Raw genomic sequence first — 21,885 nt, 5'->3', positions numbered from 1 at the left:
TTAATATAATCTTGCAACAAAGATACCAAGGACAAATGACTGAATGACGACCACGTTTAACACCATCGGCTTAATTGGCAAACCCAACCACGAAGGCGCGGGGACGACCTTACAACGACTCTACACATTTTTGCAAGCATTAGGATATGAAGTACTCGTAGAAGATCGCGTTGCGGAGCAAATAAAGTCGTTAGACGAAGACGCTGTTGTCGAGTTAGTTGAACTAGGTAAACGCTGCGATCTTGCTATTGTTGTTGGTGGTGACGGTAACATGCTTGGTGCGGCAAGAGTACTGGCTCGTTTTGATGTCGCCGTGATTGGGGTTAACCGCGGTAACTTAGGCTTTTTGACAGACTTGAACCCCGAAGGCTTTGAAGCGCAGCTAGAAGCGGTGTTAAGCGGCCAATTTATTGAAGAATCGAGATTTCTGTTAGAGGTGGCAGTATATCGACATCACCAACTTAAAAGCGCAAATTTAGCAATGAACGAAGCCGTATTACACGCTGATAAGGTTGCTCATATGATTGAATTTGAGGCTTTTATCAACGACGACTTTGTATTTTCCCAGCGCTCAGACGGTTTAATTGTCTCGACACCGACGGGGTCAACCGCTTACTCGCTTTCAGGTGGCGGGCCTATTTTAACCCCAGAACTCGACGCTATTTCTTTGGTGCCTATGTTTCCGCATACCTTATCCAGCCGGCCTTTAGTGGTGGATGCAGAAAAAGAAGTCAAACTTAAGTTAAGTCTAGAAAACACCGATAGCTTACAAGTAAGTTGTGACAGCCATGTTGTACTGGCTGTGCTACCTGGCGACGAAGTTATCATCAAAAAAGCGGAGAAAAGATTAAGATTGATCCACCCTAAATGCTACTCCTACTACAATGTTCTTAGACAGAAATTAAATTGGGGCAGTAGGCTTTACTAAGCACGCAAAGTTACGCAAAATAACCTTGGTTAATTTTTCTAATTTAGGTAAATAACAATAAAATGGCTTACGTTGTATTTTTCACATTGGCGCTGCTTATCACTATACTTTCAGTGTATTTAGTGATTGAAAATAATAGAAGAAAAGCCCGTGAAGCGGAAAAAAAAGCCTTTAACGATCGTTTAAAAGTGATTAGTAGCAACTTTAAACTTAAAGTTGCTGAATTCGTCGAAGCGAAGATTTTAAGGCCAAAATACGCACCGCAGATCAATGCAATTGTTGGCAACTTTTTTGTCGTTCAAGCCCACTCGGAAGAAAACTTAGCGCAACTGGAAAAAGTGTCTGAGTTATTTATCTATTCAGTGACAAACGAGCTTAACAAGTGTCGCTCAAATGGCAATATGGATTTGCTTGCTGAGCAATTACAATATTTTGTTGCCGAATTACCCACGGCAGGCATTGCCTATAATCGCGATTTCTATCGCGAGATGCTCCCGGCCCTCATTGCTCGCATTCAAACACCTGAAACACCAGCACAACAGCAAGATGAAGATGTATTAGACTCACCAGAACTAACTAGCTCAGAGCCATCCAACCAACAAAAGCAAGCAGCAGCGTTAGTAAAAGAGCATGCCGTCGGTTAATCTTGCTATTATTTTTAGCAGAATTTTTTAATTTGAGTTGCTAAACAACAAAATACTGTATAAATTAACAGTAATTCTCTGTTAGGGTGTACAGTATGCTTTTAGCTTTAAATATTCAAAATTTTGCTATTGTTAGTGCGCTAAATACTGACTGGCATTGTGGCATGACCGCAATTACAGGTGAAACAGGCGCAGGTAAGTCCATTGCAATTGATGCGCTTTCTTTATGTCTCGGTGAGCGCGCTGATCCTTCTGCTATTCGTCCAGGTACCGACAAAGCGGATATCTCTGCTCAGTTTGATGTTTCAAATCTCCCAGCTGCCAAACGCTTTCTAACGGAGCATATGCTAGATAACGAAGAGAATGAATGTATTCTTCGTCGTGTTATTAGTAAAAGTGGGCGTAGTAAAAGCTACATCAATGGCTCCCCTGTTACTGCTGGCCAGCAAAAAGAGTTAGGCCAACATCTTATTGCAATCCATGGACAACACGCCCATCAGCTACTGCTAAAGCCAGAATATCAACTGCACTTGCTAGATGCCTATGCTAACCACACGACTTTGTTACAAGCAGTTAAGGGGCAATATAATCACTACCATAAACTGCAAAAAGAATATGCCGAACTACAAAAGTCACAGCAGGCACAAGCCGCAAAAAAACAACTTCTTGAGTACCAAGTAGCGGAGCTTGACGAGTTTGCCCTACAAGAAGGCGAATATGAAGATATTGAGACCGAACATTCACGCCTAAGCCATAGCCAAACCATTTTAGAACAATGCCACCGTGAGCTCTCTCGCCTTTATGAAAATGACGAGCAGACTGTGCTATCGCAGCTACAACAAAGTGCACAAGTGTTCTCTGAACTCACCAGTTTTGACAAAACCCTTGAGAATATTGCGCAAGTGCTTGAAGAGGCAGCAGTACAAGTGGAAGAAGCCAGTAGAGAGATCCGCAGTTATTCCGATTCTGTCGAACAAGATCCGATGCGACTACAAGAGCTAGAAGATAGACTCTCTCAAGCTCTAGATTTAGCTAGAAAGCATCAAGTTCAGCCAGAATTGCTATATCAGCACCATCAAGCACTACAACACGAGCTTGAGTCTATTAGCTCTGATTCTGCACGACTGGATGCATTAGAGGAGGAAATTGCTGAAGCCATCAACGCTTATAACCAAGCTGCACAAGGATTAAGTCAAAGCCGCCAGCAAGCCAGTGCATCTCTTAACGAACGTATTTCTGCAAGTATGAAAGAGCTTGCGATGGGTGATGGTCAATTTGAGATCCAGTTAACGCCTAATCTTGGCGCTAAACCGAGCCCTCTTGGATATGACCACATTGAATTTTACGTCTCTACTAACCCAGGCCAACCTTTACAGCCTATGGGCAAAGTTGCCTCGGGTGGTGAACTATCTCGGATAAGCTTAGCCATTCAAGTGATTATCGCAACACGCGTTACGACACCCACTTTGATTTTCGATGAAGTTGATGTAGGGATATCAGGTCCAACGGCTGCAACCGTAGGTAAATTGCTACGTCAGCTTGGCCAGTCCACGCAAGTTATTTGTGTTACCCATTTACCGCAAGTGGCATGCAGTGGTCACAACCAGTTCTTTGTCGCAAAACGGGTAGAACATGGCGAAACCTTTACCAAAATGACCCCAATGGCAGAAAGCCAACGCATTGATGAAATAGCAAGGTTAATTGGTGGAGATAAAATAAGTGACACGACAAGAGCGAGTGCAAAAGAATTATTACAAGTACAAAGTGCTTAGCCGTTATCAGGCTGATTGCTCCTGTTGATTAACGCGCAGCGTTATACCGAATTGCTGCGCGGATCAATGTACAGAAATGGGCTTCATTGATGGTGTCCTGCTGTTTTATATCAATCGCCCGTCGAGTGTTACCTGCAAACCCTGTATTGAATAACTGGTGCTCATCTTCAAACTTTGCACCGTATGCAAAGGTAAGTTTGACCTTATCTTTGTATACTTCGCCCGTGCAGATCATGCCAGCTTTTGACCAGACAGGCACTCCTGTTGGGTTGCTTGGCTTACGCCACTTGATATCTTCTTCTACCTCTTTATCAACACTTAGGATCAGACTTCTGACCTGCTGCAATACCACTGCACGCCAATCGCTTAAGCTCGCTATCTTTGCAGTGACCGCATCAGCGCCTGAGTTTATTGTTTCATTCATGATCTTTCCTTAATACTATTGATAAATATATGTTGAGTAAAATTAAGTTAGTGGCTAACAAGGGCCTGTTGACCTTTGCTGTTTGATTTTTGTTCTTCTGAGTGCGTTTTGGTCGCGACGCTCAACTTGCCGCCTAGTAATCTAGGTAAAAGTTGAGCAACAATGAACAAAGCACACTCAGGTGAACCCAAAGGGCAGCGCTTGATTAGCATTTCTACTGTGTTATCGCCTGACTCACATAGAACAACTATGCTACGCAGACTCTGCCTTGTATAAACACCAATCAAACTGCTGCAAAAACAAACTTAAAAGATAAACAGTCCCTACGCAAAATTCAAATAAAAAAACCCCAGCTACAACGAATGTAGTTGGGGTTTGTGAACGACAAAAGCGTTAAACTTCTAAATAATCCAAAATGCCTTCAGCAGCGTTGCGGCCTTCAAAAATCGCCGTTACCACTAAATCAGAACCTCGTACCGCGTCGCCACCGGCAAAGATCTTAGGATTACTTGTTTGATGTGTAAATGCGCCTTTTTCTGGTGCAACAATACCGCCCCAGTGATTTATTGCGACATCGTATTGTGCTAACCAATCAAGGTTGTGAGGCTTAAAACCAAATGCCATGATCACCGCGTCGGCTTCTAGTGTATGCTCAGAGCCTTCCACGGTTTCAGCACTACGGCGACCATTTTTGTCAGGTTCACCTAATTGTGTTTTCACCATTTTAACGCCCGTGACTTTGCCTGAGCTGTCAATTTCAATACCAACCGGCTGTAAATTGAATCTAAATTCAACCCCTTCTTCTTTGGCATTTTTAACTTCTCGAACTGAGCCTGGCATGTTTTCTTCATCACGACGATAAGCACAGATCACGGATTGCGCATTTTGTCTGACTGACGTTCTAACACAGTCCATCGCTGTGTCACCACCACCTAATACCACCACGCGCTTACCAGCCATGTTCACATAGTTATGCTGACTTTCGTCATAGCCCATAACTCGGTTGGTGTTACCAATCAAAAATGGTAGCGCATCATAAACACCATCGGCATCTTCATTTGCAAGATTACCTTTCATGCTTTGGTACGTCCCCACACCTAAGAATACCGCGTCGTATTGCGACAATAACTCGTCCATTGAGACATCACGACCAACCTCGGTATTGAGTTTAAACTCAACGCCCATTTCGGTGAAAATCTCGCGACGGTTTTCCATTACCGATTTTTCTAATTTGAATGACGGGATCCCAAAGGTCAGCAAGCCACCAATCTCTGGGTTACGATCATACACCACAGGGCGCACGCCGTTTCGCACTAGAATATCTGCACAGCCAAGCCCTGCCGGACCCGCGCCTATGATTGCGACTTTCTTATCAGTCCAAGTAACGTAAGAAAGATCAGGCTTCCAGCCCTGTGCAAACGCCGTATCAGTAATATATTTTTCAATATTTCCTATAGTCACTGCACCAAACTCTTCGTTCAGCGTACACGACCCCTCACAAAGCCTATCTTGCGGACATACTCGACCACACACTTCAGGCAAACTATTGGTACGGTGAGATAGCTCCGCTGCCTCAATGATTCTGCCGGTACGAATAAGTTTGAGCCATTGCGGAATATAGTTGTGAACTGGACACTTCCATTCACAATACGGATTACCACAATCTAAACAACGATCGGATTGCGAATGAACTTGCTGCTCAGAAAATGGCTCATAAATTTCAACAAAAGATTGCTTACGCGTAGAAATAGGCTTTTTGCGCGGATCTACACGTTGTACATCGATAAATTGGTAAACGTTCTCGCTCATTGCTCTCTCCTACTGCGCCTGAATTCTTAGCTCAGCGCTACTACGCGCTCGGTGGCCAAGTAAACTGTTTAAATCGCTCGACTTTGGCTTTACCAATGTAAACATTGGCAAATACAACTCAAAGTTAGCTAAGATCTGCTCAGCTCGGGTTGAGCTCGTTAAATCTAAATGCTCTGCAATTAAACCGCGTAGATGTTCTTGGTGCGATGCCAGCGCTTTGAGGTCTACCAGCTCGACCAACTCAGGGTTGATCCGCTTATCAAAATCACTTTCTTCATCAAGTACATAGGCAAAACCGCCGGTCATGCCTGCGCCAAAGTTAACGCCAACTTGACCAAGCACACACACCACGCCTCCCGTCATGTATTCGCAGCCATTATCACCAAGCCCTTCAACAACCGCTTGTACACCCGAGTTACGCACAGCAAAGCGCTCGCCTGCTCGGCCTGCAGCAAACAACTTGCCGCCGGTCGCGCCATATAAACAGGTGTTACCGATGATAGCCGCCTGATGAGAGGCAAAGCTTGAGCCAACAGGAGGACGCACGACTAGCTTTCCACCAGCCATCCCTTTACCAACATAATCGTTAGCATCACCGACTAATGTCATTTCAAGGCCACCCGCATTCCACACCCCAAACGATTGCCCTGCTGTACCATGTAACTCAAGTGCGATTGGATCTGCTGCCATACCTTGGTTACCATGCTTGCTCGCGATATAACCAGACAGCATTGCACCGATAGAGCGATCCGTATTGGATATACGACTCACCAACGAGATACCTGTCATTTCATCGATTGCCGTCTTCGCTTTCGCTAGTAAGCTTTCGTTCAACGCACCACTGTAATGTGATGGATTAGTATGGGTGCAATACAGCGCTTCATTTGACGGATTGTTCGGCTTCGCTAGAAGCGGACTTAAGTCGAGCTTTTTCTGCTTCGCAGTATTACCTTCAATGGCTTCAAGTAAATCCGTTCTACCAATCAAATCGGTGAGTTTTGTGACTCCCAAAGCGGCCATCAGTTCACGAGCCTCTTGCGCAATAAACTTAAAGTAGTTCATCGCCATTTCTGGCAATCCGTGATAATGCTTTTGACGCAACGTATCATCTTGCGTAGCAACACCGGTTGCACAGTTATTAAGGTGACAGATCCGCAGGTATTTACAGCCAAGCGCAACCATAGGGCCGGTACCAAAACCAAAGCTCTCAGCACCCAAAATTGCTGCTTTAATAATATCTAATCCGGTCTTTAAGCCGCCATCTGTTTGCAACCTAATGCGGTGGCGTAGACCATTTTCAACCAACGCCTGTTGTGTTTCAGCAAGGCCGAGCTCCCACGGGCTACCTGCATACTTTACCGATGTCAGCGGACTCGCCCCAGTACCACCATCATAACCGGCAATGGTAATGAGATCGGCATACGCTTTAGCAACACCAGTCGCAATCGTGCCGACACCGGGTTCTGAAACCAGTTTGACCGAGATCATCGCTTCAGGATTGACCTGTTTGAGGTCAAAAATAAGCTGAGCTAAGTCTTCGATCGAATAAATATCGTGATGCGGCGGCGGCGAAATCAAAGTAACACCAGGAACCGAATAGCGTAGCTTCGCGATATAAGGGGTGACTTTTTCACCTGGAAGCTGACCACCCTCGCCCGGCTTTGCCCCTTGCGCAACTTTGATTTGAATAACGTCAGCTGAACGCAAATAATGTGGTGTCACACCGAATCGGCCAGAAGCAACCTGCTTAATACGCGAATTCTTTTCTGTACCAAAACGTAGCTTATCCTCACCACCCTCACCAGAGTTAGAGCAACCGCCGAGGCGATTCATCGCAATTGCTAACGCCTCGTGTGCCTCTGGTGATAATGCACCAATACTCATCGCAGCTGAGTCAAAACGTTTGTAGAGCTCAGTAGCAGGCTCAACGTCATTGATGTCGATTGCTTGTTGCGCCGTATTAAGCTTAAGCATATCTCGCAGATTTGTAATTGGGCGGTTATTTACCAGCTCCGCGTATTTAACGTAGTCTTGATAGTTACCCGAACGAACAGCGGTCTGCAAAGTTTGCACGACATCTGGGTTATACGCATGGTATTCACCACCATGCACATACTTTAATAATCCACCGTGTGATAGTAGTTTACGCTTGCTAAATGCCAATTTATTGAGTTGTTGTTGCTCCAAGGCAAAATCGTCAAAACACGCACCTTTAATACGGTTTGCAACGCCTTTGAAGCACAATTCAACCACCTCATCGGATAAACCGACGGCTTCAAACAACATCGAACAACGATAGGAAGCAATGGTGCTGATCCCCATCTTCGACATGATTTTGTATAAACCTTTGTTAATCGCGCCGCGATAAGACAAAGTCACCTCGCGGTAAGACTTTTTAATGATCTTCTTATCACACATTGCAACAAGGGTTTCGTAGGCTAGATAAGGATAAATCGCTGTTGCGCCAAAACCTAACAAAACAGCAAACTGGTGCGGATCTCTTACGCTACCTGTTTCAACCAAAATATTGGTGTCGCAACGCTGGTTGCCATCCACTAGTCGTCTTTGTACTGCCCCCACGGCCATCGCCGCTGGGATAACTTGTTTACTTGCAGCGATTTCTCGGTCACTGAGCACTAACATCACGCACCCAGAACCTGCTTTTGCAACGGCTTCATCACAAATGCGCTTGATTGCATCTTGCAATGACTCTTCAATCTCGTAAATCAATGAAATTTTACACGCACAGTAATGGTCATCATCGGCGGCTAATAGCTGCTGCATGTCAGAATAAGTCAATACTGGCGAGGCAAATTGCAAACGTTTAGCGTGACCTGTGGTTTCGTTGAAAACGTTTTGCTCACGACCAATACAAGTCGCCAGTGACATTACATGATTTTCCCGTAATGGATCGATTGGCGGGTTCGTGACCTGAGCAAACTTCTGGCGGAAGTAGTCAAATATCGAACGGTGTCCTTCAGATAGCACTGCAAATGGCGTATCGTCACCCATTGAGCCGGTTGCTTCTTGGCCGTTTTCGCCCATTACGCGGATCACTTGGTCGAGCTCTTCATTGGTATAACCAAACTGCTTCTGATAGGTCAGCAAAGTTTCGTCGTCAAGATCGCGCTTGCCAGCTGCTTTCTCATCTAGCGCTTCAAATGGCGTTAAACGCTTAACATTTTGCTCAAGCCAAGTTTTGTACGGGTGTCTGGATTTCAGGTCTTGATCGATTTCATCGGACTGCCAAATCTTGCCATGTAAGGTATCAACCACCAGTAATTCACCTGGACCCACGCGACCTTTTTCTATAACTTCATCTGGCGCGTAATCCCAAATGCCCACTTCCGAGGCAAGCGTAATAAAGCCGTCTTGCGTGATCACATAGCGGGCAGGACGAAGACCGTTACGGTCCAAATTACAGGCAGCAAAGCGTCCATCAGACATCACGATGCCAGCTGGGCCATCCCACGGCTCCATATGCATGGAGTTAAAGTCATAGAATGCGCGTAAGTCTTCATCCATGGCACGATTTTTCTGCCATGCAGGTGGCACTAACATACGCATAGCGCGGAATAAGTCCATGCCACCAGCTAAAAATAGCTCTAGCATGTTATCTAAACTAGACGAGTCAGAACCCGTTTCATTGACAAACGGTGCCGCATTTTGTAAGTCTGGTAATAACGGCGACGCGAACTTGTAAGCACGCGCTCTCGCCCACTGACGGTTACCTTCAATAGTATTGATTTCACCATTGTGAGCTAAATAGCGGAACGGTTGCGCCAACGGCCATCGAGGCTGTGTATTGGTTGAAAAGCGCTGATGGAATACACAAATCGCACTGGTCATCCGCATATCAGCAAGATCAGTATAAAAATTCGGTAGATCCGCAGGCATCATTAAGCCTTTATAGATAGTCACCAAACCGGACAAACTACAAATATAAAACTGCTCATCTTGCTCTAAACGCTTTTCGATGCGTCGTCTTGCAATATAAAGACGACGCTCTAAATCTTTAGGACGCCACCCTTCAGGCGCACCGACAAAAACCTGTTTAAACTGCGGTAATTGTGCTTTAGCAATAGGACCCAACATAGATGGATCGGTGGGTACTTCACGCCAACCTATGAGCGTCAGTGTTTCTTTTTCTAATTCTTCACTGATCACTTTCTCAGCCGCAGCTGCAAGCTCATGATCCTGATTTAAAAATAGCATACCTACCGCATAGTTTTTGCCCACATGCCAATCATTTTCAGCTGCGACGGCGCGAAAAAAACTATCCGGTTTTTGTAATAACAGTCCGCAGCCATCGCCGGTTTTGCCATCTGCAGAAATACCACCTCGGTGCTGCATGCGGTCCAAACCTGTGATTGCTGTACGGATCAGTTTGTGACTCGGCTGACCGCTTACATGCGCAATCAAGCCAAATCCACAGTTATCTTTTTCTAATTTTGAGTCGTATAACATAGACTCCTCCCCTTGCTACAACGGCCAGCCCATGACGGTACGACGAAATGCTGGCAGATATTCAAAATTAGCCTTGATTGAAAGTAGAGTCAACACAAATATGAATACATATTCATAAACTTGAATATTTCTCATTGGTAAGACAAGTTAGCCAAAACCGTAATAAATTTGCCACTTTGAAAATAGTGAATATAAATTTGTAAAATGACACCGGTATCACACCAATAAAAATGCAACAAAACACAATCAGGAATAAACGTTTACGTAAACGTAAACTCTGATAAAAATGAATAATTATTCACTTTTCAGTTTTGTAAAACTCAATATCGGAGCGCGTTCGATTACACTGTTTATATAGGTATGCAAAACAGAGCGCGTTTTTAGCTTGACGCTAACGTCAACTTAAGTTGATAAAAATAAGCGAGTAGCTCTGAGTTAGATAAGCGCGGATAGCGTTAATGAAAGTGTAGATATCTTAAATTCAATGAACTGCCGGTTTTCAACCAAACAGCAGACAAAAAGACTTGCTAAGAAAAGTAGGTAGGAAGATATTAGAAGATTTTTAGAAAATAAAGCATGGCAGAGTATCTACTCTGCCATTAGCGGTTAGCTTATTCCGCTGCTGCTTCGTCTTTCTTATATTTAGCTGCTGTTTCAGCAATAAGAGGTTGAAGCTCACCCTTTTGGAACATCTCAATGATGATGTCACAACCACCGATTAACTCACCTTCTACCCAAAGCTGAGGGAAAGTTGGCCAGTTCGCATAATGCGGTAGTTCAGCACGAATGTCTGGATTTAATAAAATGTCAACATAAGCAAACTGCTCACCACACGCCATCAAAGCCTGAGATGCCTGCGAAGAGAAACCACAGTTAGGGAGTTTTGGCGACCCTTTCATATATAGAATAATTGGATTTTCTTCGATCTGCTGTTTAATCTTGTCAATAGTTTCCATTAGTTACCTCAAAATGACGTTTCATCCAATGCTTATCAATATTTAGTTTAGCATCGGCGTTTTAGCTTGCTACTCACCTTAACAACACCTGTTGCATTCATAATGCCAAACTTTAAGCAGCGATAGAACCTTAGCTGCCATGGCTAAAATAAGCATAACCGCCTGTCACGATGTTCTACGCTTTGACTTCTATTCGGCATATGTTCACAAAGAATGTGTATTATAAGTCATTAAGTCACTGGCACGCATTGCTGTTTGCCAAAACTTGAGTAAAATAGTCAGGAATTATAGTATCACTATATAGGCCAATGGTATAGAAAAGTGGGCTGATGTTAGCTACCTTTCGTATGCGTTATTGGCAAATCAACCAAAAAATGGAGATTAATATGGCATTTGAACTACCGTCACTACCTTATGCACTAAATGCTCTTGAGCCGCACGTTTCTCAAGAGACGCTAGAATTCCACCACGGTAAGCACCACAACACATACGTTGTAAAGCTTAACGGTCTTATCGAAGGTACTGACTTTGAAGGTAAATCACTAGAAGAGATCGTATGTAGCTCTGAAGGTGGTGTTTTCAACAATGCTGCTCAAATCTGGAACCACACTTTCTACTGGCACAGCCTTGCGCCAAATGCAGGTGGCGAACCAACAGGTAAAGTTGCTGAACTAATTAATGCAAAATGGGGCTCATTCGCAGCATTCCAAGAAGCTTTCAACGACAAAGCAGTTAACAACTTTGGTTCAAGCTGGACTTGGTTAGTACAACTAGCTGACGGTTCTCTAGATATCGTTAACACTTCAAATGCAGCAACGCCGCTGACTGAAGAAGGTGTTACACCTATCATCACAGTTGACCTGTGGGAACACGCTTACTACATCGATTACCGTAATGTTCGTCCTGATTACCTTAAAGGTTTCTGGGCACTTGTTAACTGGGATTTCGCAAACAGCAACCTAGCTTAACATCAACTATCAGTATTGATGCAACAATGGGGCGCAACAGCGCCCTTTTTTATGTCTGTAACTCAACATTAATACATAAAAAATCTAGTTTTTTTTGGGTATTCTTCATATCGCGACTAAGCTTTAAGTAACCTTTCCAAATCTGTGATCCGCAAACCACACCAAGTAGCTTATTGGAGGTCGTTATGACAATATTTGAACATTATCAGGCCAGATATGAAGCCGCGCAAGAAGAAGAGTACACCATCGCGGAATTTCTTGAAATTTGTAAAAATGACAAATCAGCCTATGCCAGCGCACCTGAGCGACTTCTGATGGCAATAGGCGAACCAGAAATGATCGATACGTCGAAAGATGCCAGACTTAGCAGGCTGTTTTCGAATAGAGTAATAGCTCGATACCCTGCCTTCAATGAGTTTTACGGTATGGAGGATGCCATCGAACAAATCGTATCGTATCTCAAACATGCCGCACAGGGGCTTGAAGAGTGCAAACAAGTACTCTATTTACTCGGCCCGGTAGGTGGTGGTAAATCGTCTATCGCAGAAAAGCTCAAGTATTTGATGCAAAAGGTGCCGGTTTATTCTTTAAAAGGCTCACCCGTTAATGACCACCCGCTTTGCTTGTTTAGCCCACAAGAAGATGCTGACCTACTTGAAAAAGAGTACGGCATTCCTGGGCGCTATATTAAAACGATAATGTCTCCATGGGCGACCAAACGCTTACATGAGTACAATGGAGATATTACCCAATTTAAGGTCGTAAAACGTTACCCTTCCATTCTTGATCAAATTGCTATCGCGAAAACAGAGCCTGGGGATGAGAACAACCAAGATATCTCAGCACTGGTGGGCAAAGTAGATATCCGTAAACTGGAGCATTTCGCTCAAAATGACCCCGATGCCTATGCGTATTCTGGAGCGCTATGCCTTGCGAACCAAGGTTTGATGGAATTTGTCGAGATGTTTAAAGCACCCATTAAGGTGCTACACCCGCTACTAACTGCAACCCAAGAAGGCAACTACAATGGTACGGAGGGTATTTCCGCCCTACCATTTAGCGGCCTAATACTTGCTCACTCTAACGAATCTGAATGGCAAACCTTTAAGAACAATAAAAACAACGAGGCATTTTTAGACCGTGTTTACATCGTTAAAGTGCCTTATTGTTTACGCGTGTCTGAAGAGGTCAAAATTTACGAGAAGCTTATTGAAAATAGTGAGCTCAGGGAAGCCCCCTGTGCGCCTGGCACTTTAGAAACTTTAGCGAAGTTTTCAGCACTGTCTCGGATTAAAGAGCCAGAGAACTCCAGTATCTATTCAAAAATGCGGGTGTACGATGGTGAAAGCTTAAAAGACACAGATCCAAAAGCTAAGTCCTATCAAGAATACAGAGACTACGCTGGTGTGGACGAAGGCATGAGCGGCCTCTCAACTCGCTTTGCCTTTAAGATCCTCTCTCGTGTGTTTAACTTTGACCATAGTGAAGTCGCAGCAAACCCAGTTCATTTATTTTATGTACTTGAGCAACAAATTGAGCGCGAACAATTTAACGCAGAAGTACAAGAGCGCTACCTAAGCCACCTTAAAGGGTATCTAATTCCGCAATATGTCGAATTTATTGGTAAAGAGCTACAAACAGCTTACCTTGAGTCGTACTCTGAGTACGGCCAAAACATTTTTGACCGCTATGTTACCTATGCAGATTTTTGGATCCAAGATCAAGAATATCGTGACCCAGATACTGGCCAACTGTTTGATAGAGCCGCACTTAACGGCGAGCTGGAAAAGATTGAAAAGCCAGCCGGTATTTCCAATCCAAAAGATTTCCGTAACGAGATAGTCAACTTTGTTTTAAGAGCAAGAGCCCATCACAATGGTGACAATCCAGTATGGACCAGCTATGAAAAACTAAGAACGGTTATCGAGAAGAAAATGTTCTCTAATACCGAAGACTTACTCCCTGTAATTTCATTTAATGCAAAAACCTCTGCCGAAGATCAGAAGAAGCACGAGGACTTTGTCAATCGTATGGTTGATAAAGGCTATACCCAAAAACAAGTTCGCCTACTTTCGGAATGGTATTTAAGAGTTAGAAAGTCACAGTAACTTGTTAGTATGAAGAGGGTGTTATATGGCGCATTTTATTGACCGCCGTCTTAACGGCAAAAATAAGAGCACTCTGAACCGCCAACGTTTTATCCGCCGCTACAAGAAGCAGATAAAGAAAGCGGTTTCAGAGGCCATCAACAAACGTAGTGTGACTGATATCTCCAGTGGCGAAAGCATTTCTATCCCACAACGAGATATCAGCGAGCCCACTTTCCATCAGGGTAAAGGGGGAGACAGAGAGCTCATTCACCCAGGTAACGATCAATTTTCAACGGGCGATCGGATCCAGCGCCCTCCTTCAGGGCAAGGTGGTGGGTCAGGTGATGGCGAGGCAAGTAACCAAGGTGAAGGACAAGACGACTTTGTATTTTCTATTTCAAAAGACGAATACTTAGACCTATTGTTTGAAGACTTGGAGTTACCCAACTTACAACAAAGCCAGTTAGATAAATTAATGCAATTGAAAACGCATCGAGCTGGCTTTTGTAATGATGGTATGCCTAGTAACCTAGATATTGTACGTAGTTTAAAAGGCTCAATGGCACGCCGCATTGCGATGACCTCGAGTAAACGCCGAGAGTTAAGGGAGTTGGAGGAAGAACTGGCGAGTATGCTTGCTGAATCGGTTCCTCCTCAACAAAAAATCAATGATATAGAACTGCGGATCCAAGTGCTAAAAGAGCAAATAGCCGCGGTGCCTTTCATCGACAATTACGACCTACGCTTTCGTAATTACGAAAGGCGTCCGCACCCCACCAGCAAAGCGGTCATGTTTTGCTTGATGGATGTGTCTGGCTCAATGGATCAAGCCACCAAAGACATGGCAAAACGTTTTTATATTTTGCTCTATCAGTTCTTAACCCGCACTTATAAAGATATTGAGGTAGTCTATATCCGCCACCATACCCAAGCAAAAGAAGTAGACGAGCAAGAGTTTTTCTACTCGCAAGAGACAGGTGGCACAATTGTCTCTAGTGCACTGAAATTAATGGATGAAATCATTCAAGAGCGTTATGCCCAAGGCGATTGGAATATTTACGCAGCACAAGCCTCTGACGGTGATAACTGGGCAGATGATTCTCCACAATGCACCCAAATACTCTCTAACAAACTACTTAAAATTGTCCGCTACTATGCGTATATAGAGATAACGACCCGTGCACACCAAAGTCTGTGGCGGGAGTATCAAGGAGTAGCCAACTCATTTGACAACTTTGCTATGCAGCACATTCGAGGTGTAGAAGATATTTACCCTATCTTTAGAGAATTGTTCAAGAAGAACAAAAATAAGCAAAGTGCGGCATAATTTTTGGAGGGTTGCGCGATGACATATCAGCCAATTGACGATGGTCCAGATTGGACCTTTGATTTACTTGATACTTATCATCAGGAAATTGCTCGTGTAGCCGAGCATTACAGACTTGATACTTACCCAAATCAAATTGAGGTGATCACAGCTGAGCAGATGATGGATGCCTACTCAAGTGTGGGCATGCCAATTGGTTATGCACATTGGTCGTACGGTAAAAAATTTATCCAGACTGAGCAAACCTACAAACGAGGTCAAATGGGTCTTGCCTACGAGATTGTGATTAACTCTAATCCTTGTATTGCGTACTTAATGGAAGAAAATACCATGCCTATGCAGGCACTGGTGATGGCGCATGCGTGCTATGGTCATAATTCTTTCTTCAAGGGTAACTATCTATTTAAAACCTGGACGGACGCATCATCCATCATTGATTACTTGGTATTCGCTAAAAATTATGTCGCCAAGTGTGAAGAAAAGTACGGTATTGATGAGGTAGAAAACCTGATTGACTCTTGTCATGCATTAATGAATTACGGTGTTGATCGGTATAAAAGGCCGCAACGGATCTCTATGTTTGAAGAGCAAAAACGGCAAAAAGAACGGGAAGATTATTTGCAGTCCCAAGTTAATGAATTATGGCGAACCATTCCTAAAGGTGAAGATGAAGAAACAGACAACCGTGCCCGTTTCCCATCAGAACCCCAGGAAAATATACTGTATTTCATCGAGAAAAATGCCCCATTGTTGGAGTCTTGGCAACGCGAGATTATTCGTATTGTGCGTAAAGTATCACAGTACTTCTACCCGCAAAGACAAACTCAAGTCATGAATGAAGGCTGGGCTACATTTTGGCATTACACTATTTTGAACCATTTATATGACGAGGGAAAACTAAGTGATTCCTTTATGTTGGAGTTTTTGCAAAGCCATACCAATGTTGTGTATCAACCGCCATACAATAGTAAATTTTATTCTGGGATAAACCCCTATGCGCTCGGCTTTAATATGATGGTCGATATTCGCCGCATATGCGAAAACCCGACGGAAGAAGACAAACAGTGGTTCCCGGAATTTGCGGGGAGCAACTGGCTAGATACACTGCATTTTGCGATGCAAAATTTTAAAGACGAGAGCTTTATCAGCCAATTTTTATCTCCAAAGCTCATGCGCGACTTTAAGCTTTTTACTATTGTCGATAAACAAAAATCTCCGCATTTGGAAGTTGGCCCTATTCACGACGAAATGGGTTATCAACAACTTCGCAGTGCCCTTTCAGCGCAGTACAACCTCAGTAACCATGAGCCTAATATTCAAGTTTATGACGTCGATGTACGGGGAGATCGCTCACTTACGCTAAGGTATGTACCGCAAGGCGGGATCCCACTTGCCGCTTCAAAGCAAGAAGTGATAAAGCACCTCTATCGCTTATGGGGATTTAAAGTGAAACTTGAACAAGTAGATGAAAATGGCAATATCGAGCAGATAGCTCAATGCCCTGAAGAGGAAAGTGAATCGTAACTCTGTTAGTTTGACTTAGGAGACGGCAAACAGGTTGTATTTGCCGTGACTCCTTTCTAATGCTTAGACACTTTAGCTTCAACTACTCTACAGTGAGGTGTGTTATTAAATTCTAGACAGCACGTAAACACTTCCAACTGCAGAGCTTCGCTATTCAAAGTGCCGGTTACTTAAAAAAATTGAAGCTAAGTGGATAAATCCATACTTCCCCATTATTGGCTTTCATCGCGGCAATGATGGCAAATATAATATTAAGAATAGCTAACACAACGAACCCTAAAATACCAACCGCGACAAAAACTAAAATACCGCAAATTATGGAATAGATGATTAAGCTAATTAACCAATTAATAGTGGCTTTTCCGTGTTGGTCGATTGTTTCGCTTTTATCCTTATTGGTTGCCCACATAACCACCGGTAATACAAGCCCTAGTCCCGGAGCAACAAAGCTCGCCAGTTGGCTCAAATGTAATAACATACAGTATGTATTTAGCGGCATCCCCCAGTATTCATTATTATCGTTCATTTTTCATTCCCTTTTATTGTTGTAAGTGATTACGCATTTCAAGCAAGTGTTTCATATTGACTGAAGTCTATGGAATTCTTCCTAATGAGTTAAAATCATTTAAGGAACTACTATTCACCTGCCTCATCTTAAAATAAATGGCTAAAGACCTCTAATTGAGAACTCAACTCCCCACTCCTCCATTAAAGCTAGATAAGCCATGATTTACAAGTCTTTTGATATCAAGAGCATGAGCGTAGACCTAACAACTCTGGTTAACCGCTATAGTTTAAAGACAAGGTTTATTCAATTTTCACCAAGTAAATAGTGTCTACTCAGACTAAGGCTTTACCAATTTTGGGTATAGATTTAAGATGAACCAAAGGACTCTAATCCAGACATAAAACCAATGGATCAATACAAAACCAAATTTGTTGTTGTTTATCTAATTGCTGCAATAATTACTGCGGCATGCCTATTAATGAATGGACCGATGCGTCCTGGCTTGCCTCTTGATAACACGGTAATAATGCGTATGGAGTTTATTGCCGAAAACTTAGTATTGTGGCAGTGGTCTTGGATAGCTTGGATGTTCTCTGCACTAGGTCTTTTAGTATTTAGTGTTATTTTAGCAGGTGAGCTCAAAGCAGACTTTAGAAAGCATGTTGGCCTGCTATTAGTCGCCTTGGGTGTGGCCCCAGATCTAATTGCTGAAGTAATTTATGCCTTTGTTTTACCAAAAGTAGTTCATTTAGCCATGGGAGAATCTGTATTTTTACTGTTTGAGCATATTGCAACCCATCTAACCGGTTACTTAGGTAATGGCCTTTATAATTTAGGAGGGCTTACGTTAACCTGTCTAGCCATTAAGCAAGGTATATTTAAAACATGGGTATCAGTGTGGGGGATCACCGCTTGGATTTTAGGTTTATTGCTGTCTGTATCTATCGCTGCTGGTCAACTTAAAGCTGCTGAGATATTTACTGCATCAAGCATGACTCTTAGTACACTTTGGATGATTATCTTTGCACATCAAGTTTTGAGGCCTAGATGGAATACGCAATCTTAAAATTAGTGCACATAGGTGCCTTGATTTTTTGGCTCGGCCCAGCTCTTGGTGCTTGGCTTGTATTAAAAGCAATAGAAAATGAAAATATAGGACCGGTGACCGCGAAGGTGGATCATGTGTTCTTTCTCATGGTCACACTGGAACATGTAGCATTTATTGTCCTCTTATTAACAGGCTTTTCTATGGCTTTTTTAGCTGGATGGTTTACATCTCCATGGCTCCAGCAAAAGCTACTTGTGGTCGGTCTCGTGATTATCCCGTTAGAGATTGTGGATATTTTCTTGGGAAATTGGTTAGCAGCAAAGGCATCTAAAAGAGTCCACTTGGGCATTGCAAGCGCTCAGCAACGGCGTTGGTTAGCGCTCTACCACGGCCCTTTTACTAAACTTGCACTCTTAACCATACCGGTTTCAGTCGTTATCGTGATGTATTTAGCGGTGAGTAAGATGCCACTTTTATCACTTTAATTCGCGGAATAACCGAACGATACTGTTGATTTGTCTAACAGACCGCTGTTCATTCCACACCGATACTAAAAAGTTAGTGGGGTAAGAATTATAAAGTGGCAATATGAATAGAACCGCATCGCGCTAAAGTCACCATATAAAGATAAATTTACTCGCTGGCCATGTCTTCAGAGTATACAGTTACCCGATTTCTTCCGCCCTCTTTAGAAACATACAAAGCGCTGTCCGCGGCTTCAATCCATTGTTCATGTTTTTCAAAAGACTCTTCGTACACGGCAACACCAAGGCTAACCGTAATCTTTATTTGTTGTTCATCGTAGTAAATAGATGAGTTTTCTATTAACGAGCGCAGTCTTTCGGCGAAAGTGATTGCACCCTTTACGTCTGTGTCGAGCAAAGTCACTGCAAACTCTTCACCGCCGTAGCGGCCTGCAGTGTCCGTTTCGCGTAGTGTTTTGCGTAGTAAGTCAGAGATATGACGGATTGCCTCATCTCCACCACTGTGACCGTATTCGTCATTGATACGCTTAAAGTGGTCAATATCAAACATAAGCAATGCACTTTGGCCTTGATTACGTTTCAAGCGTTTAAACTCTTGCTTTAGGCTTTCTTCCCAAAAGCCGCGATTATGCAACTGCGTTAAACTGTCTGTTCGGCTAATTTTTTCTAATTGTTTATTCAACGACTCAAGCTCTAACTTGTTGATTGCTTCGTCGGTTACATCGTATATGATCACACAAATATGCCCTACATCCCCCGTCACTGTGGTCAATGGGATGAAAGTTGCATTCTGATACATATAATCCGCTTTGCCTGTGATAGGTCGATAATTTTTGAATCGGAAAATATACGGCTGCTGCTCCCAAATGGTAAACGACCGATTTTTTAGCACGAATACAGGCTCAGCTTTTGATCTAAACCATTGCTCATCAATACTTGGGAACAAATCAAAAATGTCTTTATCTTTAACCGCACTCGGTAACAAACCAGAATGATTTTCCATAAAACCATTCCATATACATACCTTGTAGTCGCGATCGAGTACCACCAAGCCAACATCTACGGTGTTAAACATATCCATTAACCAATGGATTTCATTCATATCAAAATCGGCTGCAGGCATAGTTAATCATCCAATAAATAGGCTACTTTGTATTTTAATGTTTTAAGCGAGTCTTCTGTGAATAGCAGCATAAGGTCACAGTTAATGTTGTGATGCTCGATGCCATAGCTAATCTCTATAGCGAGCGTTCTTTGCCATCTCGCTTTGTTGGCTTTCACAAGCTCAGCAACATCACAATGTTGGCCAAGCACCACGGGGTGGCCTTGACTGAAAGACATATCGAGCTGCTTAGATAGTCCCGTTAAAATTGCGCCAATCAAGATATTGCTAATATCCATTAAAAGCTCAAGCTCAACTTTGGTATTAAGATCGCCATGATAATTCATCAAGGACGCGATCTCTTTGAAACTAGAGTCATTGAGCAGTAGCAATGCTTCTCCGGAAACACCGCCGCCAATAAAGCCTTGGCAAACGCCCGACGTAGTTGCGCTCGCATCAATCGCTTGCAGTGCCATATGCAGCTCGTTGACTTCGAGTACATTAACGTTTGGAATAGGTAATTCGACGAATACGTTTAGCAATCGCGCCAACAAATCACCCGCCTGCCCCATAGCGACGTTGGTAAGCTCTTGATAGATATCACGGATCTCAGGGTCTAGCTGCTCACCAAGTTTATGAACCAAGCTTTCTCTGATTGCTTTGTCTTTTATTCCATGATGCTCAATAATTTCAGCAAGTTTAGCTGCATCGCAGGGCTTACGGATAAAATCAATAGCGCCAAGTTCTATCACTCGTTGGTGCGCATTAGGTTGAATGTCGCCAGAAACAACGACAGTAAGCACGGATAAATCTTGCTCGGTAATGGCCTGTAGCACTTCATAGCCATCCATCTGCGGCATATTTAGATCAAGGAATAGAATCTCTGGAGAAAGTGCTTTTATTTGTTTAATACAGTCGAGTCCATTCTCTGCAAATTCTACTTTAATATCCCAGTCGTCTGGCAATGAACGCGCCAGCTGCCGACGGGCAAGTTTTGAATCGTCACAAATTAGGACTAGTGTTGACATACAAGCTCTCTTTCTGTTTCCCATGCGTATCGGCACGATGTCGGGAAGTTTTAGTTATAATTATGAGATTAAAGCTTAAAATTGCGACATATGTTAATAAAACGACGCCATCTTGACAATCTAAATGTCACTTAAGCTTGGTTAGTTACTGTCAGTATAATACACTCAAATCAATTAAGTTAACTTCAAAAGGAATACTTTATGCTGAAAGCGTTAGTTTTAGCGAGTGGTCTGTTTAGTGCGATATCATTGGCTTATGATTTACCTGAAAACTCGGTAGATATGGGCAAGGTAAAAGCGCAAGGTAAAGCGGTGGTATTGCTTGGTAATGGTGTAAAGCAAGGTCAGGCTGCACCGGATTTTAAGGTTGCCGATGCTGACTTCAGCCCTGTTACCCTGAAAGACTTTGAAAGTCGTGCAATTTTAATTAGTGTTGTTCCAAGCCTAGATACTGGCACTTGCAGCCTACAAACTAAACATTTCAATGAAAAAGTAGCAAGCCAATTTCCTGATGTTGCCATGTTGACGATTAGTGCTGACTTGCCGTTTGCGCAAAAGCGCTTTTGCAAAGCAGAAAATATCGACAAGGTTAAAACATTATCAGACGCCGTATGGCATTCTTTTGGTGAAAATTATGGCTTGTTGATTAAAGATATGGGCCTGCTCAGTCGTGCAATTTTTGTGCTAGACAAGGAACACAAGGTTGTTTACAAGCAGCTGGTAGAAAATTTAGCAAAAGAGCCAAACTACGAAGAAGTCGTTGGCGCACTGAAGAGTCTATAGCCTCACTATATACTCTCATCAA

At 43.2% G+C, this 21,885-nt stretch carries 17 protein-coding genes; 10 read left to right on the top strand and 7 right to left on the bottom strand.

Features of this window, described 5'->3' with window-relative positions; genetic code table 11:
• Positions 1-43 precede the first annotated feature (43 nt).
• From nadK to recN, 3 genes are all read left to right on the top strand, one after another.
• The gene (gene nadK, locus GSF13_RS12260) at positions 44-928 is read left to right on the top strand and encodes an NAD(+) kinase (protein WP_045990546.1); all 885 of its coding nucleotides are present in this window, start codon (positions 44-46) and stop codon (positions 926-928) included.
• 62 nt (positions 929-990) lie between these two features.
• Positions 991-1,572: a hypothetical protein gene (locus GSF13_RS12255; protein WP_010606436.1), complete on the top strand. Its 582-nt coding sequence runs from the start codon at positions 991-993 to the stop codon at positions 1,570-1,572.
• A gap of 95 nt (positions 1,573-1,667) precedes the next feature.
• A complete protein-coding gene (gene recN / locus GSF13_RS12250) occupies positions 1,668-3,344 on the top strand; it encodes a DNA repair protein RecN (RefSeq protein WP_174168587.1) in 1,677 nt (558 codons plus the stop codon).
• 28 nt (positions 3,345-3,372) lie between these two features.
• Here the strand turns inward: recN and GSF13_RS12245 are convergent, their stop codons facing one another.
• From GSF13_RS12245 to GSF13_RS12230, 4 genes are all read right to left on the bottom strand, one after another.
• Positions 3,373-3,768, bottom strand: a complete 396-nt coding sequence (locus tag GSF13_RS12245; protein WP_010606434.1) for a DUF1801 domain-containing protein — start codon at positions 3,766-3,768, stop codon at positions 3,373-3,375.
• 393 nt (positions 3,769-4,161) lie between these two features.
• Positions 4,162-5,577 carry an FAD-dependent oxidoreductase gene (locus GSF13_RS12240; protein WP_206471603.1) on the bottom strand — a complete coding sequence of 472 codons (1,416 nt, stop codon included), beginning with the start codon at positions 5,575-5,577 and terminating at the stop codon, positions 4,162-4,164.
• 9 nt (positions 5,578-5,586) lie between these two features.
• Positions 5,587-10,044: a glutamate synthase large subunit gene (gltB, locus tag GSF13_RS12235; RefSeq protein WP_211868534.1), complete on the bottom strand. Its 4,458-nt coding sequence runs from the start codon at positions 10,042-10,044 to the stop codon at positions 5,587-5,589.
• Positions 10,045-10,655: 611 nt separating this feature from the next.
• Positions 10,656-11,000: a Grx4 family monothiol glutaredoxin gene (locus GSF13_RS12230; RefSeq protein ID WP_010375406.1), complete on the bottom strand. Its 345-nt coding sequence runs from the start codon at positions 10,998-11,000 to the stop codon at positions 10,656-10,658.
• A gap of 386 nt (positions 11,001-11,386) precedes the next feature.
• Between GSF13_RS12230 and GSF13_RS12225 the strand changes: the two genes are divergently transcribed.
• The 4 genes from GSF13_RS12225 (at position 11,387) to GSF13_RS12210 (ending at position 16,909) form a co-directional block, all read left to right on the top strand.
• Complete coding sequence (locus GSF13_RS12225) at positions 11,387-11,968, top strand: Fe-Mn family superoxide dismutase (protein WP_010375405.1); 582 nt, start codon at positions 11,387-11,389, stop codon at positions 11,966-11,968.
• Between the two features lie 185 nt (positions 11,969-12,153).
• Positions 12,154-14,076: a PrkA family serine protein kinase gene (locus GSF13_RS12220; RefSeq protein WP_010606431.1), complete on the top strand. Its 1,923-nt coding sequence runs from the start codon at positions 12,154-12,156 to the stop codon at positions 14,074-14,076.
• A gap of 25 nt (positions 14,077-14,101) precedes the next feature.
• On the top strand, positions 14,102-15,385 hold the full coding sequence (locus tag GSF13_RS12215; protein WP_211868527.1) for a YeaH/YhbH family protein: 1,284 nt from the start codon (positions 14,102-14,104) through the stop codon (positions 15,383-15,385).
• Between the two features lie 18 nt (positions 15,386-15,403).
• On the top strand, positions 15,404-16,909 hold the full coding sequence (locus GSF13_RS12210; RefSeq protein WP_010606429.1) for a SpoVR family protein: 1,506 nt from the start codon (positions 15,404-15,406) through the stop codon (positions 16,907-16,909).
• A gap of 166 nt (positions 16,910-17,075) precedes the next feature.
• On the opposite strand, the gene GSF13_RS12205 is transcribed toward GSF13_RS12210, so the two are convergent.
• Entirely contained in the window at positions 17,076-17,435 is a 360-nt protein-coding gene (locus GSF13_RS12205; RefSeq protein WP_211868524.1) for a DUF4870 domain-containing protein, read from the bottom strand.
• Between the two features lie 388 nt (positions 17,436-17,823).
• On the opposite strand from GSF13_RS12205, the gene GSF13_RS12200 reads away from it, so the two are divergent.
• Together GSF13_RS12200 and GSF13_RS12195 are read left to right on the top strand one after the other, a co-directional pair.
• The gene (locus tag GSF13_RS12200) at positions 17,824-18,483 is read left to right on the top strand and encodes a hypothetical protein (RefSeq protein WP_010606427.1); all 660 of its coding nucleotides are present in this window, start codon (positions 17,824-17,826) and stop codon (positions 18,481-18,483) included.
• Positions 18,465-18,950: a DUF2269 family protein gene (locus GSF13_RS12195; protein WP_174168583.1), complete on the top strand. Its 486-nt coding sequence runs from the start codon at positions 18,465-18,467 to the stop codon at positions 18,948-18,950. The genes GSF13_RS12200 and GSF13_RS12195 overlap by 19 nt, the downstream gene beginning before the upstream one ends.
• A gap of 148 nt (positions 18,951-19,098) precedes the next feature.
• Here the strand turns inward: GSF13_RS12195 and GSF13_RS12190 are convergent, their stop codons facing one another.
• Positions 19,099-20,073, bottom strand: coding sequence for a diguanylate cyclase (locus GSF13_RS12190; RefSeq protein ID WP_010375394.1), 975 nt, complete (start codon positions 20,071-20,073; stop codon positions 19,099-19,101).
• A 2-nt stretch (positions 20,074-20,075) separates the two neighbouring features.
• A complete protein-coding gene (locus GSF13_RS12185) occupies positions 20,076-21,080 on the bottom strand; it encodes a response regulator (protein ID WP_010606424.1) in 1,005 nt (334 codons plus the stop codon).
• A 201-nt stretch (positions 21,081-21,281) separates the two neighbouring features.
• On the opposite strand from GSF13_RS12185, the gene tpx reads away from it, so the two are divergent.
• Positions 21,282-21,863: a thiol peroxidase gene (gene tpx, locus GSF13_RS12180; protein ID WP_010606423.1), complete on the top strand. Its 582-nt coding sequence runs from the start codon at positions 21,282-21,284 to the stop codon at positions 21,861-21,863.
• Positions 21,864-21,885 lie beyond the last annotated feature (22 nt).

It is taken from the genome of Pseudoalteromonas sp. M8 (assembly GCF_018141365.1).
Taxonomy (GTDB): domain Bacteria; phylum Pseudomonadota; class Gammaproteobacteria; order Enterobacterales; family Alteromonadaceae; genus Pseudoalteromonas.
The sequence above is the reverse complement of the archived record's forward strand: the minus strand, read 5'-3'. Positions and strand labels throughout refer to the sequence as shown.

What these genes read in the sequence shown, in the direction of transcription:
- nadK (WP_045990546.1), top strand. Translation starts at nt 44, where the DNA reads ATGACGACCACGTTTAACACCATCGGCTTAATTGGCAAACCCAACCAC.
- GSF13_RS12255 (WP_010606436.1), top strand. Translation starts at nt 991, where the DNA reads ATGGCTTACGTTGTATTTTTCACATTGGCGCTGCTTATCACTATACTT.
- recN (WP_174168587.1), top strand. Translation starts at nt 1,668, where the DNA reads ATGCTTTTAGCTTTAAATATTCAAAATTTTGCTATTGTTAGTGCGCTA.
- GSF13_RS12245 (WP_010606434.1), bottom strand. Translation starts at nt 3,768, where the DNA reads ATGAATGAAACAATAAACTCAGGCGCTGATGCGGTCACTGCAAAGATA.
- GSF13_RS12240 (WP_206471603.1), bottom strand. Translation starts at nt 5,577, where the DNA reads ATGAGCGAGAACGTTTACCAATTTATCGATGTACAACGTGTAGATCCG.
- gltB (WP_211868534.1), bottom strand. Translation starts at nt 10,044, where the DNA reads ATGTTATACGACTCAAAATTAGAAAAAGATAACTGTGGATTTGGCTTG.
- GSF13_RS12230 (WP_010375406.1), bottom strand. Translation starts at nt 11,000, where the DNA reads ATGGAAACTATTGACAAGATTAAACAGCAGATCGAAGAAAATCCAATT.
- GSF13_RS12225 (WP_010375405.1), top strand. Translation starts at nt 11,387, where the DNA reads ATGGCATTTGAACTACCGTCACTACCTTATGCACTAAATGCTCTTGAG.
- GSF13_RS12220 (WP_010606431.1), top strand. Translation starts at nt 12,154, where the DNA reads ATGACAATATTTGAACATTATCAGGCCAGATATGAAGCCGCGCAAGAA.
- GSF13_RS12215 (WP_211868527.1), top strand. Translation starts at nt 14,102, where the DNA reads ATGGCGCATTTTATTGACCGCCGTCTTAACGGCAAAAATAAGAGCACT.
- GSF13_RS12210 (WP_010606429.1), top strand. Translation starts at nt 15,404, where the DNA reads ATGACATATCAGCCAATTGACGATGGTCCAGATTGGACCTTTGATTTA.
- GSF13_RS12205 (WP_211868524.1), bottom strand. Translation starts at nt 17,435, where the DNA reads ATGAACGATAATAATGAATACTGGGGGATGCCGCTAAATACATACTGT.
- GSF13_RS12200 (WP_010606427.1), top strand. Translation starts at nt 17,824, where the DNA reads ATGGATCAATACAAAACCAAATTTGTTGTTGTTTATCTAATTGCTGCA.
- GSF13_RS12195 (WP_174168583.1), top strand. Translation starts at nt 18,465, where the DNA reads ATGGAATACGCAATCTTAAAATTAGTGCACATAGGTGCCTTGATTTTT.
- GSF13_RS12190 (WP_010375394.1), bottom strand. Translation starts at nt 20,073, where the DNA reads ATGCCTGCAGCCGATTTTGATATGAATGAAATCCATTGGTTAATGGAT.
- GSF13_RS12185 (WP_010606424.1), bottom strand. Translation starts at nt 21,080, where the DNA reads ATGTCAACACTAGTCCTAATTTGTGACGATTCAAAACTTGCCCGTCGG.
- tpx (WP_010606423.1), top strand. Translation starts at nt 21,282, where the DNA reads ATGCTGAAAGCGTTAGTTTTAGCGAGTGGTCTGTTTAGTGCGATATCA.